Genomic DNA, 14,961 nt, shown 5'->3' with positions numbered 1-14,961 from the left:
TGCGAGCTTGGCAGCGTGCCGCGCGAGCCAACACTCTGCCTCTGGAACGAAGCTCCATGTCACAGAACCATCAAAGCAAGCCATCCCCCTGGAACTGGGGAGAGCGGGAGATCCAGAAGCGTCTGGGCATTGCCGAGCGCATGGAAGCCATCGGCCGAAAGGTCATCCGCGACTTTATGCCGGACCAACACCGTGACTTCTATGCACAACTTCCCACCTTGCTCATGGGCGTCGTCGATGAGGATGGTTGGCCGTGGGCGACCATGCTGGAAGGGCCACCCGGCTTCGCTGTATCGCCCGACCCACGGCTGCTGGAAATTCGTGCGCTGCCCGCCCAAGGCGATCCGGCAAGCGGCTTGCTTTCACCCGGTACGCCGGTAGGGTTACTCGGACTGGAGTTTCAAACCCGGCGCCGCAATCGAATGAATGGCCAGGTCACACGAGTGTTTGGCGATGGCTTCGCGGTGGCGGTCGAGCATTCGTTCGGCAACTGCCCGCAATATATCCAGACTCGCGACGTGGTTGCCGGGGGTGGCGCCGCATCGCCACCTGTTGCGCCCGAAATCAGAGAAAGTCTTGACGAAGAAGCTACGGCCACCATAACAAGCGCCGACACATTTTTTATCGCGAGCTATACGGATCCGGATGACCAGAAGTCACGACGACAGGTGGATGTGTCGCATCGTGGGGGACGGAGCGGGTTTATCCGAGTCGAGGATGACTTGCTCACCATCCCGGACTTTGCAGGCAACCTGCACTTCAACACGTTGGGCAATCTCATCGAGACTCGCCGTGCGGGGCTGTTGTTCGTCGACTTCAGCCGAGGCGATGTTCTCCAACTTATCGGGGACACCGCGATCGATTTTGATTCCGATGAGATATCTGCCTTCCAGGGCGCCGAACGCCTATTCACGTTGAGGGTTCGGAAAATGATACGCCGGAGATCGGCGATTCAGACGCACTTCGCTTTCCTGGATTACTCGCCAAACTCACTTCTGACAGGATCCTGGACGGAGGCTGCAGCACGTCTTCAGGCCGTAGCCAGGAGTCGTGAGTGGCGGACTTTCCGAGTCAAACGGATCGTTGATGAGAGCTCCACCGTCCGAAGTTTTCACCTGACACCCGATGATGGCCTGGGTTTGATGCCACACGGGGCGGGACAGCACTTGCCGATCCGATTGCGACTAAACGAAGAAGCCGCGCCCACGATCAGGACATACACGCTTTCGTCTGCGCCCTCCGATGCGGTGTATCGGATATCCGTCAGACGGCAAGGTACGGTGTCGTCGTATCTCCACGACCATTTGAAAGAAGGAGACACTCTTGAAGTTCGTGCGCCGGATGGTCAATTCACGATTGATGCATCCGCACACCGCCCTGCCGTCCTGATTTCAGCGGGTGTTGGCATTACCCCCATGTTGGCGATGTTTCGACACATTGTGTACGAAGGCATGCGGACCCGACACTTTCGGCCTATCTACTTCATTCACGGCTCCCGCACGCTGAAGCAACGCCCCTTTGACGCGGAGCTTGCCGAGCTGATCAAAGCTGCCAACGGAAAAGCCATTCTTGTCCGTGTGCTGAGCGATCCTGGCAGCGACGCGCAACCAGGCCGAGACTACGATTTTTCCGGTCGTATCGACATCAAAGTCTTGAAACATGTTCTGCCGTTCGACGACTACGACTTCTATCTCTGCGGCCCACCCGAATTCATACAATCCTTGTACGACCAACTACGCGCGCTGCGTATCGCCGACGACCGGATCTTTGCAGAGGCGTTCGGCCCCGTCAGCCTGCGCCGCACGGCGGACCTGGGCAGGCCACGAGTCGAATATCCTCCTCCTTCCGACAAGGATGTCGCCGTCGTTTTTATGAAATCGGGAAAAGACGCGCAGTGGACACCGGACAGTGGCTCACTGCTGGAGTTGGCCGAGTCTCAGGGCCTGTCACCCGAATACAGTTGTCGCGGTGGTACGTGTGGCACCTGTCGCACCAGGTTACTTGAGGGCGAGGTGACCTATACGTTGACGCCCGATGCAGCGCACGACGCCTCGAATGTGCTGATTTGCTGTGCCGTTCCGGCGCGCGGATCGACAGAGAAGATCGTCCTTGATGTCTGATGAAAGTGACGGATGACATGGAGTTTGTGCTGTGTGTACCCGACATCGCATACGGAGACCAAAGCCATGAGTCACGTTGTTTCCATCAACGTAGGTCTACCGGCAGATGTCGAGTGGCGAGGAAGGAGCGTTCGCACCGCGATCTGGAAGCGGCCGGTCAGCGGGAGGGTCATGGCCCGTCAACTCAACATCGATGGCGACGGTCAGGGCGATCTTCAGGGACATGGAGGTGTCCACCGCGCAGTGATGGTCTACCAGCTGGCCTCCTATCGATATTGGGAGCAAGTTCTGCAACGAACGCTCAGCGAGTACGGGGTGTTCGGGGAAAACCTTACGGTCGACGGTCTACCCGATGACGAGGTCTGCATTGGTGACAGATATCGGATCGGTGGCGCACTGTTCGAGGTGTCGCAGCCACGCGTGACTTGTTATCGCGTCGGTATTCGAATGGGCGACTCACGCATGGCTGCGCTGCTCGTCTCGCATCGACGTCCGGGATTCTATTTTCGGGTCATCGAGGAAGGAGAGATCGGCTCGGGCGACGAGATTGTGCGAGTAGAGCAAGGGCACGAAAAGATTACGGTGGTCGATGCGGATGCCTTGCTCTATCTGCCCGAGCCTCCAGAGGATCGCCTCCGTCGGGCCGCCATCGAACCTGCATTCAGCCCTGGGTGGAAACAATCGTTCGATGCCTTGCTCACAAAGGCCAACGATTCGACGCGAATCGGGGGCCTGGCGGCGATAGCGTGGCCCGGTTTCCGAACGCTCAAGGTCGCGGATGTCGTCAGCGAAAGTGCTGACGTCAAGTCGATTGTCCTGACCGCGATCGATCCGCCTGCGCTCGCCCCACCCGTGGCTGGATCATTCATCGTGCTGCGCGCCCCCCATCCCAACGGAACGGGTACCCTCATTCGAAGCTACTCGATCTCCAATGCCGGTGAGGACGGCTTCTACCGCATCAGCGTGAAGCGGGGCACCGGCGATGGTAGCCGTTACTTTCACGACAGCATTTCGGCCGGTGATCGCCTTGAGGTCAGTGCGCCACGCGGAAGTTTCTCACTTCAACCAGGCGATCAGCCCATCGTGTTTCTTAGTGCCGGGATCGGCATTACACCGGTGCTGAGCATGCTGCATCAGCTAGTCGCCCAACGAACGGCAAACGATCGAGACGTCTACTGGATCTACGGTGCCCGAAACGGCGCGGAGCACCCGTTTAGACCAGAGGTTCTCCAGCTGCTCAAGGCACTGCCTCACGTCAAATCCATCATTGCCTATAGCCAGCCTCGCCTTGTCGACCTGCAGGGCCGGGACTTTGATGTCTCCGAGCGCATCAGTGCGTCGCTGCTGCAAAAGCTTGGTGTCCCCACCACCGCACAGTTCTACTTGTGCGGTCCGGCAGGGTTTCTATCCGGACTCATCGATGGCCTGAAAGGCATCGGGGTCGTCAGCGGCAGCATTCACACAGAGGTGTTCGGAGGCGGAACTTCAATGACACCGGGGATCGCCCCAGTCCCACAGAAGCCACCACACGCACCCGAGGGAGAGCAAGGTAGCGGGCCGACGGTGTCCTTCACTCGAAGCGGTTTGGCTGTACGGTGGTCTGACAAGGTTCAAAGTTTGCTGGAGCTGGCGGAGGCATGCGACGTTCCGGTCAAGTGGGCCTGCCGCACCGGTGTGTGCCACACGTGCGTGACCGCTCTTATCGAAGGGCAAGTTCTCTATGATCCCTTACCCATCGACGCACCCGCGAACGGCGACACACTCATCTGTTGCGCTCGCCCTACTACGGATGTCGAGCTCGACCTGTAAGGCACACCTTGGCGGCTTATGACTGCGGCGGTTTGACGTCGAACGCAATCCGTCCCGCGGGCAGAAAACTAAGCGAGATGACTGCACCGCCCTTCACTTCCGGAAAGTGGTGGCTACCCGGTGCCGGTGCTGTCCAGCCGCCATAACACCAGCCGTTCGGACCTGCGAGTGCCGCACCTTCGCTGAGTGGTACCACCAGATTGATCTCGCCATACGGGTGCGAGTGATAGCCGCCGCGGAAGCTCCCTTCGGGATTGTTCTGCGAGCTATCCGTACTGTCCATCAGCACGGCTGTGGCACTGAAGAAGAACGTCTCCGCACTGGGCAAGAGGAGTTGCGAGCGACGGTAACGCGGGCCAGCAATTTCAACATAGGCCGCCCAGCCCTCCTCCACGCCGAGGGTAATCAGCCGCGACAAGTCCTGGTACAACTCGCTATCAACGCCGTATTTGGCATTCAACCATTGCTCGACCTCGGTGTTCGTGGTCATGTCCTTGACCTCCTGCAGCAAGGGGATCAAACGAGCAACGAGTTCGTCTTTGGTACTGGTGAGTTGAGTTTGAGACATTTCAGTTTGTCCTCGGATCAAGTGTCATGCGCTGACGTGCATTCGTTCAATGGGCGATCTTCTTGAGTGGTCCCTTGGGCTTCTTCACAAACCAGATAAGAGCCGCCGATCCAATCATCAGCACGGTTGCCAGCGCGTAGAAATCATTCGTCGCAAGCATCACGGACTGGCCGTCGACCAAGCGGGAGAAAAGAGCCGCCGTACGCTCGGGCGGGATACCCGCATCGACTGCTTTCATCGCTATGTCGGTTGGCGCACCGGGAGCAATGGCATTGACCAACTCAGTGCGAGTGAACTTGCTCATGTGCTCCCAATAGGTCTGGGTAAGGGTTGCACCTATCGCCATGGACATAACCCTGAGAAAGTTTTGCAGGCCGGCGCCATTGGCAACCTTTTCAGGGGGCAGATCCGATACACCGAGCGAGGTCAAGGTGATGATGCAGGCAGGTATGCCCGCCCCGAGAATGAACATCGGTACAGCGACGGACATGAAGTCGGATTGCGAAGTCAGATGCGCCCGCATGAAGAACGAGAGCGCGAGCACACCCATCCCATAGCTGACCAGCCAACGCGGATCGACCTTGGGAAGAAGCCTGCCGATCAACGGAGAGCTCAGCACCGCAAGGATGCCCATGGGGGCTGTCGCGTAACCCGCCCAGGTGGCGGTGTAGCCCATCTGCTGCTGCAACCACAGTGGTGTCAGCACAATGTTGCCGAAGAAGATCCCGAACATCAGGCTCAGTACGATCGTGGAGACAAGCCAGTTACGGGATTTGAACACCGACAGGTCAATCACCGGATCGGCGTCGGTCAGCTCCCAGATGATCAGCAGAGCCAGCGCCACTACCGAGACGATCGCGCAGCCGACGATCAGATTCGAGGAGAACCAGTCGAGCTCGCGACCCTGGTCGAGCATGACCTGGAAAGCGGTGACAAACACGACGAGAAGCGCAAGACCCATGGCGTCGATACGGCTTCGTTCGGTTTTGGTTTCACGCCCCTTGAGGACGCTCAAGGCGCCAAAACCCACCAAAATGCCGAAGCCTATGTTGATATAGAAGATCCATGACCAGCTCCAATTGTCCGAGATAAGGCCACCTAGAATGGGGCCGAAAATCGGCGCAACGACCGTCATCATTCCCCACAGCGACAGCGCGATATTGGATTTCTGTTTGGGAAATACCGAAAGAAGCAGCGTTGAAGACAGCGGAATAAGCGGGCCACCGGCGAGGCCCTGAAGCACGCGAAAAAGAACCAGGCTGCCCAGTGACCCCGCCAGGCCGCAGCAGATGGAGAAGATCACGAAAGCGACGACAGCGGTGGTAAAAACGCGCACTTGACCGAAGCGCCTTGAGAGCCAACCCGTCAAAGGTATGGTTATGGCCTCGGCTACCGCGTAAGCGGTGATGATCCAGGTTCCTTCCGTGGTTGATACACCAAGGTCGCCCGAAATCGTCGGCATGGCGACGTTGGTGATCGTGGTATCAAGCACGACCATGAAGTTCGCCAACGAAAGCACGACCGCAGCGAACGCCAACTTGCCGCCGGCAAGCGGCTGTAGTTCCCGAGCAGCCATGGGCTAGTCCTCACGCGACAACTTGTCGGCCTTGACTGACGTCAGATCCACCGTGACGTTCATCGAGAGCCCCACACGCAAGGTGTGCTTGGCGAGCTGCTTCGGATCGAGTCGTATGCGCACCGGCAAACGTTGCACAACCTTGATCCAGTTGCCGGTGGCGTTCTGCGCGGGAATGGCAGAGAAGGCCGAACCGGTACCACCCGCAAAGCCTTCGACAATGCCGGTGTAGACCACGTAGTCACCGTAGAGATCGGACGTTACATTGACAGCCTGGCCTGGTCGAACGTTGCGCAATTGGCTTTCCTTGAAATTGGCGTCGACGTAGATGCGGTCAATCGGAACCACGCTCATCAAACGCTTCCCAGGCTGTACCTGCTGCCCCACGTCCACCGCCCGCTCGGTGACAATGCCGTCGGTCGGTGCACGAATGATGGTTCGGGCCAGGTCGACCTTGGTTTGCTCAAAGCGCGCTGCTGCGGCCAATACCTCTGGGTTCGTATCCACGGTGCTATCGACAATGAGCGCATCGTTGGCTTGACGAGCGCCGCTAGCCGCGGAATGCGCGGCGTGAGCTACCGTCACTCGCGCCTGTGCCTGCTGGAAAGCTGCAGTGCGCTCGCGGAGTTGAGCTTGGGAATCGGTCAATTCCTGTTGCGACACAGCCCCGCCCTCGGCGAGGTTCTGACGGCGCTTATTGTCGATCGTCGCCTTTTCAAGAGCTGCCTTTGCACTGGCAAGATCCGCGTCCGCCGCACTGATCTCTGCGGTACGGAGGTCTTCTTGACCTCCCAGGCTCACATCGTTGGCCATCATCTGACGCACTTGTCGCTTCGCTTTCGCGAGATCTGCCTGTGCATGTGCTACGGCAATCTTTGCGTCGGTGTCATCCAGCACGACCAGGACATCGCCCGCATGAACCGCCGTGGTGTCGACGACGTTCACCTGCTTTACGGGCCCGTTGATCTGTGGCGTGATCTCGGCCACTTCCACACTGGTGTAGGCATTGTCGGTGGAAACTGATCGGCCGGAAAAGATCAGCAGATAAGCTCCGTATCCAACGGCACTGAGTGCGAGGATGCCGCCGAGGCCAAGAAGCATGCGCTTTCGCTTCGCGGCCTGCGCCTTGCCGGCTTCGGCGCCGAGCTGCGTTGTCATGCCTTCATCTGTATGGTCGTTCACAGCTTCACCTGTTCTTGAAACTTGGATGGGGATTCGAAGCCGCCGCCCAGGGCCTTCACCAAAGCAATGTCAAGCGAATAGCCGCGCATGTGGAGGCCGGTATCGGCTATTTGCGCCTGGAGCAATGCGTCTTCTGCAGTGAGAACGGTTTGGAAATCGGCCAACCCGCCGTCGTATCTTTCTTTGGCCAGCGCATACGCTTTTTCGCTACGAGCCAGTCCGGCATCTGTCGCGACGAGCCTGTCGTTCAGCGCAGTCAGGCTACGTGCCGCGTCTGCTGTTTCACGTAGCGCCTGGGTCAGCGCTTCGTTGTAATTGGCTACCGCCAGATCGAACTCAGCGCGAGCGGATCGATAGTTGGCCCGCAAGCGGCCACCTTCAAATATCGGCAGGTGCAACGCAGGGCCGAAGCCACCCACATTGGAGCCCGCAGACGTCAGGTTGCTCAGGCCAAGCGATTCAAAGCCAAGGAACGCGGTGAGGTTCACATCGGGATAGAAAGCAGCTTTGGCAACGCCGATCCGCTTGGCCGCTGCCTCGACACGCCACCGCGCTGCAACAACTTCGGGTTTTCTACCCAGCAGGTCAGCCTCAATGGTTGAGGGGAGGCCCACGGAGCGACGGACGGAGAGTTGAGGACGCGTGATATCCAATCCGCGATCCGGCCCACGGCCCAGAAGAGCGGCGATACCGTTACGGGCAAGTTCAATTTGCTCGTTCGCCTCCGCCAGATCAGCCTGGGCCAGGTTTACACGGGCACTCGCTTCTTCGATCGAAACCTGCGCATCCAGGCCCTGCCCGAATCGTCGCTGCACAAGCTGCAGGGAGTCCTGCCGATTTCGCAGCGACTGCGCGGCGACGTCCTGCCGCACAAACAAATATTGCAACCGGACATAGGCATCAGCCACCGACGTCGTCAGCAGCAACCGGGCACCCGCGGCATCAGCTTCTACGGCGTTCGCTTCTGACACGGCGGCGCGTAGCGCTGAACGATTCTTACCCCAGAAATCCAACTCCCAACTGAAATCCAGAGTGGTGCGCCCCATGTCGTTCCAGCCACGAGGGACGGCGGCAGCGGGAAAAATGCTGTTGTAACTCAACTTGTCCCGCGTCACCGAGGCACTGGCGCCAAGCGTTGGATAGAGTGCGGAGCGAGCCTCTCCCGTTTGAGCCACCGCTTCTCGTAGCCTCGCCTGCGCTTCCATCATTGTCGGCGAATGGTCTAACGCCTCGCCAATGAGCTTTTCCAACTGAGGATCCTGAAACGACTCCCACCAGTTCTGCGCAGGCCAGTCGCCCTGAGCCGTATTGAAGCTACGCGTAGTTTCAAGTTCCGAGACAGGAATGGGTTGCGGCAAGCGGCCGAGATGCGGGATGGCGGCGCACGAGCACAGCAGGACACCTGCGCAAAACAACCCCGCGCTCTTCAGGATCCCATCAAACATGTGGGTCCTCAGCACTCGCATGAATGACGAGCCCATCGTTTGAGGTTGCATGGGTGATAGACCTGTTCTTATCGACATCCTGAAATGGTAAACCGAGCGGTACGGTACGTCAAGAGTCTCAAGAACAACTAGCCTTTTAGCAGTACTTCGGCTCATATCTCAAAACGGACCGATCGGTTCGGTACACGTTTTCTGGTACGCTGAGGGTGATTCCTGTCAAGGACCTCTTTCCATGCCCCCTTCCCCGCACCGTAAGCCCCCAACCTCCACCGCGGACTCGAATCCCGTGCTACGGACAGTCTCGTCGCCGCCGGACAAGGCAGCGGCCGTGCTTGCGGGTGCCCGTGAGATATTCCTTGCCCACGGCTTTAGCGCGTCGACGACCGATATGATTCAGCAGGCCGCCGCCGTATCCAAGTCAACGGTTTACTCGCACTATCCCAATAAGGAGGCTTTGTTCACGGCCGTCATTGAGGCGGAGTGCGCACACAATCTTTCGACCATCCGTAAACTTAAGTTCTCGGATAACCGTCTGGAATGGATTCTCGACGAGGTTGCGCGTGCGTATCTGGACACTGTGCTGTCGCCCGAGGCCCTGGCGCTGTTCCGGGTCGTCGTCGCGGAAGCCCCCAGATTTCCCGAACTCGCCCGACGCTTTTACGTTGCAGGGCCGGCCACCATGAATGGCATTGTCGCGGAATTACTTGATGGGGCCTTGTCGAAAGATGAACTCGACTTCAGCAGCGTCGGACGTGACGCTGCGGCGGCACTCTTTGTAAATATGGTTCGTGGCGAAGCACAGATGCAATGTGTGACACACCCCGAATCGCGCCCCTCAGCTGCGCAGCGCGACCGCTGGGCGCATGATGCGGTAGCATGTTTTCTTCGGGCATTCCGTAAGTCCAAAGTGCGGGCGAAGTCTTAGCACGCACATGGATATAAACTGGCGTCGCGCTACCCATCCGGCACCAGGAACCGTTGCTACGGTTCCCCTCTGAGGTGCTCAATAACGCGGGCGAATCACGGTCCTGGTGATCGATAGAGTAGAAGCCCGCCTGCACGAGGAGTTTCCCATGATCTTCGCCGTGTTTCTTGTCTCCCCCAGCAACGTGAGAACCGAGCAACTCGAGGAAGCCCCGGAGCTGCTTGAGCGCGACGGGCGGTTGTTTTCGCTACGTGGCGGCCCACGTCAACCGCGGGCGACGGACCGTACGTGGGACCCGGTGGCTGTCTATGCCCTCGACGAACTGACAGAAGAAGAGTTCCAGGAGCTCTTCGAGCACCACAAAAAGCACGTGCCGGAACTGAATTTGAAGTACTGACTGGACACGCTGCAAAGAGGCCATAGGCCACTTTGCTTCGGAGTGCCATTCTGTTGACCATTCATGCCGACGCAGTTGACCCATCTCGGCGGGTAACTTGACCAGCATCGCCAGCCAGTTAACCACCCGAGTGAAAATCGCTCGTCGACCCCACGTCGACATTCGCGACCAACCGTTCTCAGTTAGCCTGCAACGCAACGCCACGTCACCGTTCGCCAGTTCAGCGCCGGCTTCGGTCGTGAGATCGCGCAGACGAACCGCCGACGACGGTATTAAGCAAATGTGTGAAAGTCGGGCGGTGCAGATGACACAGGGCATACCAGCGTGAATACGCCCCGCGGTGTCCCCGCAGTGTCCGCCACCCTGTCCGCGGACAGGGCGCTCAGGCGGTGACGATTTATAACACGATGAAAAAACGCCTAAAAATGCCTATCGCATGGCTGGCACGATATTCGCTTCAAGTAGGGAGGCGCTGTAGTGCGGCACTCCGAACCATCCCACAGGCATTACATTGTTTAGCTACGACATGATCTCGCACTACGCGGTTTCAGCGTAATCCGGCATTCACCGCGTTGATGTTGCTCAGCATTGGCCTGGGCGCTGCATTGGCGATGACCACATGGACGATAGTGCGCTTGATAGATTGACAGACCGTACATCTTCCAACTATCGAGTGACATCACAGGGGGAGCGTTATGTGGGGGTATTACGTTGTGTTGGCGTTGCGAAGCAGCGTGCGAAGCAAGGCTTTGACCACGCTGGTGATCATGCTGCTGGCCTTCGGGGTGTCGGCCTGCATGGTGAGCTATGCCGTCTTCCGTGCGACCACGAGCGACCCACTCCCCGCCAGGTCTTCCCATCTTTACATTCCGCAGATCGACAATGTTGGTGCGGCCTACAACAATGAGGGCGAACCAATCGAGACGCTGAGCTACATCGATGCGATGGCGCTGTGGCGGGCACGCAAGGCGAGCTGGCTGACGTTGCTCTATGCCACAAAATGGCAAGTGGAATCGGATAATCCATTGATCCCCGCCACGTCGCTGGGTGGCGACGCGGTGACCGCCGACTTCTTCTCGATGTTCGATGTGCCTTTTCGCTTTGGCGGCGGGTGGACGGCGGATGACGATGCACAGCGCTCCAACGTGGCGGTCATCAGTCGGCACTTGAACGAAACGCTGTTTGCCGGACAAAACAGCGTCGGACGCGAGATCCGGCTGGATGGCCAACTCTTCCTGATCGGCGGTGTGCTGGAGGACTGGAACCCGAGACCGCGCTTTTTTGACGCCGGCAGTCATGGAACTGTCTATGCGTTCGATGACGCGGGGGATATCTACATCCCGTTCACCCGCGCGACCGATATGAAGAAGGACAGCACCTTCGTTTATTGCCCGACGGCGTCACGGCAATCGGATACATCCCACTGGGATGCCTACCTGCACAGCGAATGTGACCGGATCGATGCGTGGGTGGAGCTTGCTACACCCGTCGACGTGGATCGCTACCGCGAATACTTGCGCAACTATGCCGGGGAGCAGCAACGCCTCGGGCGCTTCTCTTGGGCCCCCAACATACGCCTGCGCAATCTGACGGATTGGCTACCGTACTGGCGGCTCTCGCCCAGCACATCCACCTTGTCCATGCTGGTCTCTGCCAGCTTTCTGCTGATTGTCCTGGTCAACGTCGTCGGACTCATGCTTGCCCGATTCATGCGGCGAGCACCGGAAATCGGCATTCGCCGCGCCTTGGGTGCTTCGCGAGTGACCATCTACGGGCAGTTTCTGATCGAGGCAGCCACCATGGGTTTCGTCGGCGGCCTGTTCGGCGTGGCACTGACACTGCTGGGCGTATGGGGTGCCGAGGGACTTTTCGAGCCGAACATTGCACGTCTCGTGCATGCGGATACCTCGCTGATAGCACTGACCGTGCTGCTCGCCATCGCTGCCACGGTGGTTTCCGCTCTGTACCCGACCTGGCGGGCAGCGCAAACCCAGCCCGCCTGGCAAATCAAGATCAATTGAGGCTCCCGTCATGGCACTAACCAGAACATTCATGCAGCTGCGCCCGATCGTTGCTGCACTGGGTCGACACAAGGTAGCCACCGTGCTCATCGTTCTGCAGGTGGCGCTGACGCTGGCGGTGGCATCCAACGCACTGTTTATCGTGGCAACGCGCATCGTCCATCTGTCTCGCCCCACCGGAACAGACGAAACCCATATCTTCGTTATCCGCAACGGGTGGAAGATGGGTCAGAATGCGGCCCAGATCGATGCGAATATTCGCGCCGATCTGGGTACCCTGCGGCATGTCGCGGGCGTGCGTGACGCGTTTTCCAGCCAGGGGTTTCCGCTGGCTGGATATAACGCCAATATCATCACAAGACTGAAGCTCGAACCGGACCAGAAGACGCGGGCGCAATTGGCCACGTTCTTTGCTTCCGACGAGCACACAATCGATACGCTTGGCATATCACTCGTCGCAGGGCGCAATTTTCGCCCCGATGAAATCACCGCCATCGGCCCCGACGACAAGATGTCTCCTCCAGGCATCATCGTCACCCGCAGTCTTGCCGATAAGCTGTTTCCCGATGGTTCGGCCCTGGGTAAAACGGTTTACCTGCCGGATGGGCCTGCCGCCATCACCGGTATCGTCGCCAGCTTGCAGGGGCCACTCAAACATGGCGGACCCTTAGATGGCTATACGGTGCTGGTCCCGGCGCATTATCTCGATCCAGCGGGTGTCGTGTATCTGGTGCGTACCGACTCCACCGCCATGAAACCGGTGATCGCTGCAACACTGAAAGCGCTGCAAGAGCGTGGCGGCGTACGCATCATCGATCCGAAAGCAGGCGTCTTTACCATGGCCCAGGAACGTGAGCGCGCTTATGCAGACGATCGTAGCGTGGCGTTGCTGATGAGCATCCTCAGCGGATTGCTACTGCTGGCTACCGCAGGCGGAATCGTGGGGTTGAGCAGTTTCTGGGTTAGCCAGCGACGCAGACAGATCGGTATCCGTCGTTCACTCGGCGCAACAACGGGCGATATCCTTGGCTACTTCCATACCGAAAATTTCCTGATCGTCAGCGTCGGCATCGTACTCGGAGCGTTGCTTGCGTTCTTTGCGAATCTCGGCCTGATGCATGTCTATGAATTGCCAGGGATGCCGCTTTACGTGCCCCTGCTGGGTGCGCTGCTATTGTGGCTACTTGGTCAATTGGCTGTATGGGGACCGGCACGATATGCCGCCAAGGTGCCGCCCGTGGTCGCGATTCGCACAGTGTGAACGACGACAGTGATAGCCCTGATTTTTATCTGCTTTTGACTGCAGTTTTATCCGGTCGATAGCGGATGGGATCTATCCCTCTGGCGAAGATGGACAGGCTGCTGGCGTTTTGTAAAGACATGAGTTTCACCTGGCCAGGTCGAAAGTAAGCCCGATTTAGCACTAAGGATCGGCCACCTGGCCGACAAATGTGTGGCACGGATCGGTGTCACAAGCAGATGGATTCAAAGGAGGTCGATGATGGAAGAGCAGAATATTCGGATGGCCATTGATCGACATTGGGCTGCATCCGCTGCGGGTGACCAAGTTGCCGAACATGAGATCTATCACGATGATGCTGTATGCGACTACCCACAGTCAGGCGAGGTCATCCACGGTCGGCATAACCTGCAAGCGCTGCGTAGCCATCACCCCGGTCGACCATCGGGGTTTGTGATCCGGCGTATCGTGGGGGCGGGCAATCTGTGGGTTAGCGAGTATGTGATTACCTACGAGGGCAAGCGCGCCTACACCGTGAGCATCATGGAGTTCCGCGACGGAAAGGTCTCGCACGAGACTCAATACTTCGCTGACCCCTTCGACGCTCCGGCTTGGCGTGCCCAGTGGGTAGAGCACAAAGCATGATCCACGATATCCGGCAACAGTATGCAGCCGACGCCGAAAAACGGCGCGGCTGCAGCTGGACTCGCTAGCTCGACCTCAGTTCAATCACGCACGCCGGGGAACAAATCCAGGCACGCCGGTCTCCACCACCGCGTTCAGTCGGACGCTCGTCGTGATGCGATGCTGCATATCCCGCATGGCGTTTTCAGGCAGCGAGGAAATGTCGAAATTTTCCTGGATATGGGCAGGGTTGGTCGACGTGGTGAGGAACGCCACACCGCGCTGCACAGCCCACGCCAGCGCGACTTGCGCCGGAGTCATGTCGGCACGCTGGGCGATGGCTTTGATCACCGGGTCGTCCGTGATTCTGGGCTCCATGCCATGTCCCAATGGCGCGAAAGCAAGCAGCACGATCCCATGCTGCTGGCAGAATTCGAGCAGCTCCCACTCGGGAAGAAAAGGATGGCACTCGACCTCCACCACAGCGGGCTTGATGCGCGCAATCGCGACAATCTCCTTCAGCTTCGGCAGAGTGATGTCGGATAGCCCGATGGACTTGCACCTTCCCTCATCCACGAGACGCTCCATCGCTCTCCACGTCTCGACCAGCGTTACCCCCGAGTCATAGATCGGCTCGCCCTGTTCGTTCATCGGATACTGTTCGTCGCCAGGCTGGAAGGCAAACGGCGTGTGGATCAAATAGCAATCAAGGTAGTCGAGCTGCAGACGACGCATGCTTGCTTCGAACGCGAGTTTGACTCGCTCGGGGCGATGATTGTTGTTCCATAGCTTGGTCGTGACAAAGAGCTCCTCTCGGCTCACCGTCCCGGCTTCAAATGCCTCGTGCATCGCAGCGCCGACCACGTCTTCGTTGCGGTAGAGCTCGGCGCAATCGAGGTGACGGAATCCTACTTCCAACGCGACTTTGATCGCTTGCTTGGCGGCCACAGGATTCGGAATCAAAGTGCCGAATCCAACGGCCGGGATGGTTCCAGCTCCCTGGATGAGCGGAAATCTGACATGACGAAGGTGCTCAAAAGTATGCATGTTTCTG

The 14,961-nt window shown here is 58.6% G+C and carries 12 protein-coding genes; 7 read left to right on the top strand and 5 right to left on the bottom strand.

The annotated features are described in order from the left end of the window. Positions 1-56: 56 nt before the first annotated feature. Both HDE77_RS20670 and HDE77_RS10940 read left to right on the top strand, forming a co-directional pair. Entirely contained in the window at positions 57-2,120 is a 2,064-nt protein-coding gene (locus HDE77_RS20670; RefSeq protein WP_184417357.1) for a pyridoxamine 5'-phosphate oxidase family protein, read from the top strand. A 171-nt stretch (positions 2,121-2,291) separates the two neighbouring features. Continuing rightward, positions 2,292-3,929, top strand: a complete 1,638-nt coding sequence (locus tag HDE77_RS10940) for an MOSC and FAD-binding oxidoreductase domain-containing protein (protein ID WP_221444231.1) — start codon at positions 2,292-2,294, stop codon at positions 3,927-3,929. Between the two features lie 16 nt (positions 3,930-3,945). On the opposite strand, the gene HDE77_RS10935 is transcribed toward HDE77_RS10940, so the two are convergent. From HDE77_RS10935 to HDE77_RS10920, 4 genes are read right to left on the bottom strand one after another with little or no spacing between them, the layout of a single operon-like run. After that, on the bottom strand, positions 3,946-4,497 hold the full coding sequence (locus HDE77_RS10935; protein WP_184417355.1) for a DUF4863 family protein: 552 nt from the start codon (positions 4,495-4,497) through the stop codon (positions 3,946-3,948). Between the two features lie 46 nt (positions 4,498-4,543). Continuing rightward, on the bottom strand, positions 4,544-6,073 hold the full coding sequence (locus HDE77_RS10930; protein WP_184417354.1) for a DHA2 family efflux MFS transporter permease subunit: 1,530 nt from the start codon (positions 6,071-6,073) through the stop codon (positions 4,544-4,546). Between the two features lie 3 nt (positions 6,074-6,076). Further along, entirely contained in the window at positions 6,077-7,231 is a 1,155-nt protein-coding gene (locus HDE77_RS10925) for an HlyD family secretion protein (RefSeq protein ID WP_184417353.1), read from the bottom strand. Between the two features lie 20 nt (positions 7,232-7,251). Next, a complete protein-coding gene (locus HDE77_RS10920; protein WP_255482659.1) occupies positions 7,252-8,700 on the bottom strand; it encodes an efflux transporter outer membrane subunit in 1,449 nt (482 codons plus the stop codon). A 328-nt stretch (positions 8,701-9,028) separates the two neighbouring features. Between HDE77_RS10920 and HDE77_RS10915 the strand changes: the two genes are divergently transcribed. From HDE77_RS10915 to HDE77_RS10895, 5 genes are all read left to right on the top strand, one after another. Further along, positions 9,029-9,625 (top strand): TetR/AcrR family transcriptional regulator, encoded by a 597-nt coding sequence (locus tag HDE77_RS10915; protein WP_343206094.1) that lies wholly within the window; start codon positions 9,029-9,031, stop codon positions 9,623-9,625. 148 nt (positions 9,626-9,773) lie between these two features. Next, positions 9,774-10,022 (top strand): hypothetical protein, encoded by a 249-nt coding sequence (locus tag HDE77_RS10910; RefSeq protein WP_184417351.1) that lies wholly within the window; start codon positions 9,774-9,776, stop codon positions 10,020-10,022. Between the two features lie 734 nt (positions 10,023-10,756). Then, the gene (locus HDE77_RS10905; protein WP_343206093.1) at positions 10,757-12,043 is read left to right on the top strand and encodes an ABC transporter permease; all 1,287 of its coding nucleotides are present in this window, start codon (positions 10,757-10,759) and stop codon (positions 12,041-12,043) included. A 10-nt stretch (positions 12,044-12,053) separates the two neighbouring features. Beyond that, positions 12,054-13,304 carry an FtsX-like permease family protein gene (locus tag HDE77_RS10900; RefSeq protein WP_255482658.1) on the top strand — a complete coding sequence of 417 codons (1,251 nt, stop codon included), beginning with the start codon at positions 12,054-12,056 and terminating at the stop codon, positions 13,302-13,304. 240 nt (positions 13,305-13,544) lie between these two features. Continuing rightward, positions 13,545-13,928: a nuclear transport factor 2 family protein gene (locus HDE77_RS10895; RefSeq protein ID WP_184417349.1), complete on the top strand. Its 384-nt coding sequence runs from the start codon at positions 13,545-13,547 to the stop codon at positions 13,926-13,928. Positions 13,929-14,012: 84 nt separating this feature from the next. On the opposite strand, the gene HDE77_RS10890 is transcribed toward HDE77_RS10895, so the two are convergent. Continuing rightward, positions 14,013-14,954 (bottom strand): aldo/keto reductase, encoded by a 942-nt coding sequence (locus tag HDE77_RS10890; protein WP_184417348.1) that lies wholly within the window; start codon positions 14,952-14,954, stop codon positions 14,013-14,015. Positions 14,955-14,961: the final 7 nt, after the last annotated feature.

The organism is Rhodanobacter sp. MP7CTX1 (assembly GCF_014205795.1).
In the GTDB taxonomy this organism is placed as follows: Bacteria; Pseudomonadota; Gammaproteobacteria; order Xanthomonadales; family Rhodanobacteraceae; genus Rhodanobacter.
The sequence above is the reverse complement of the archived record's forward strand: the minus strand, read 5'-3'. Positions and strand labels throughout refer to the sequence as shown.

Coding starts and splice junctions, on each gene's coding strand:
- HDE77_RS10935 (WP_184417355.1), bottom strand. CDS start 4,497: ATGTCTCAAACTCAACTCACCAGTACCAAAGACGAACTCGTTGCTCGT.
- HDE77_RS10920 (WP_255482659.1), bottom strand. CDS start 8,700: ATGTTTGATGGGATCCTGAAGAGCGCGGGGTTGTTTTGCGCAGGTGTC.
- HDE77_RS10890 (WP_184417348.1), bottom strand. CDS start 14,954: ATGCATACTTTTGAGCACCTTCGTCATGTCAGATTTCCGCTCATCCAG.
- HDE77_RS10895 (WP_184417349.1), top strand. CDS start 13,545: ATGGAAGAGCAGAATATTCGGATGGCCATTGATCGACATTGGGCTGCA.
- HDE77_RS10910 (WP_184417351.1), top strand. CDS start 9,774: ATGATCTTCGCCGTGTTTCTTGTCTCCCCCAGCAACGTGAGAACCGAG.
- HDE77_RS10900 (WP_255482658.1), top strand. CDS start 12,054: ATGGCACTAACCAGAACATTCATGCAGCTGCGCCCGATCGTTGCTGCA.
- HDE77_RS10925 (WP_184417353.1), bottom strand. CDS start 7,231: ATGACAACGCAGCTCGGCGCCGAAGCCGGCAAGGCGCAGGCCGCGAAG.
- HDE77_RS10930 (WP_184417354.1), bottom strand. CDS start 6,073: ATGGCTGCTCGGGAACTACAGCCGCTTGCCGGCGGCAAGTTGGCGTTC.
- HDE77_RS10940 (WP_221444231.1), top strand. CDS start 2,292: ATGGCCCGTCAACTCAACATCGATGGCGACGGTCAGGGCGATCTTCAG.
- HDE77_RS20670 (WP_184417357.1), top strand. CDS start 57: ATGTCACAGAACCATCAAAGCAAGCCATCCCCCTGGAACTGGGGAGAG.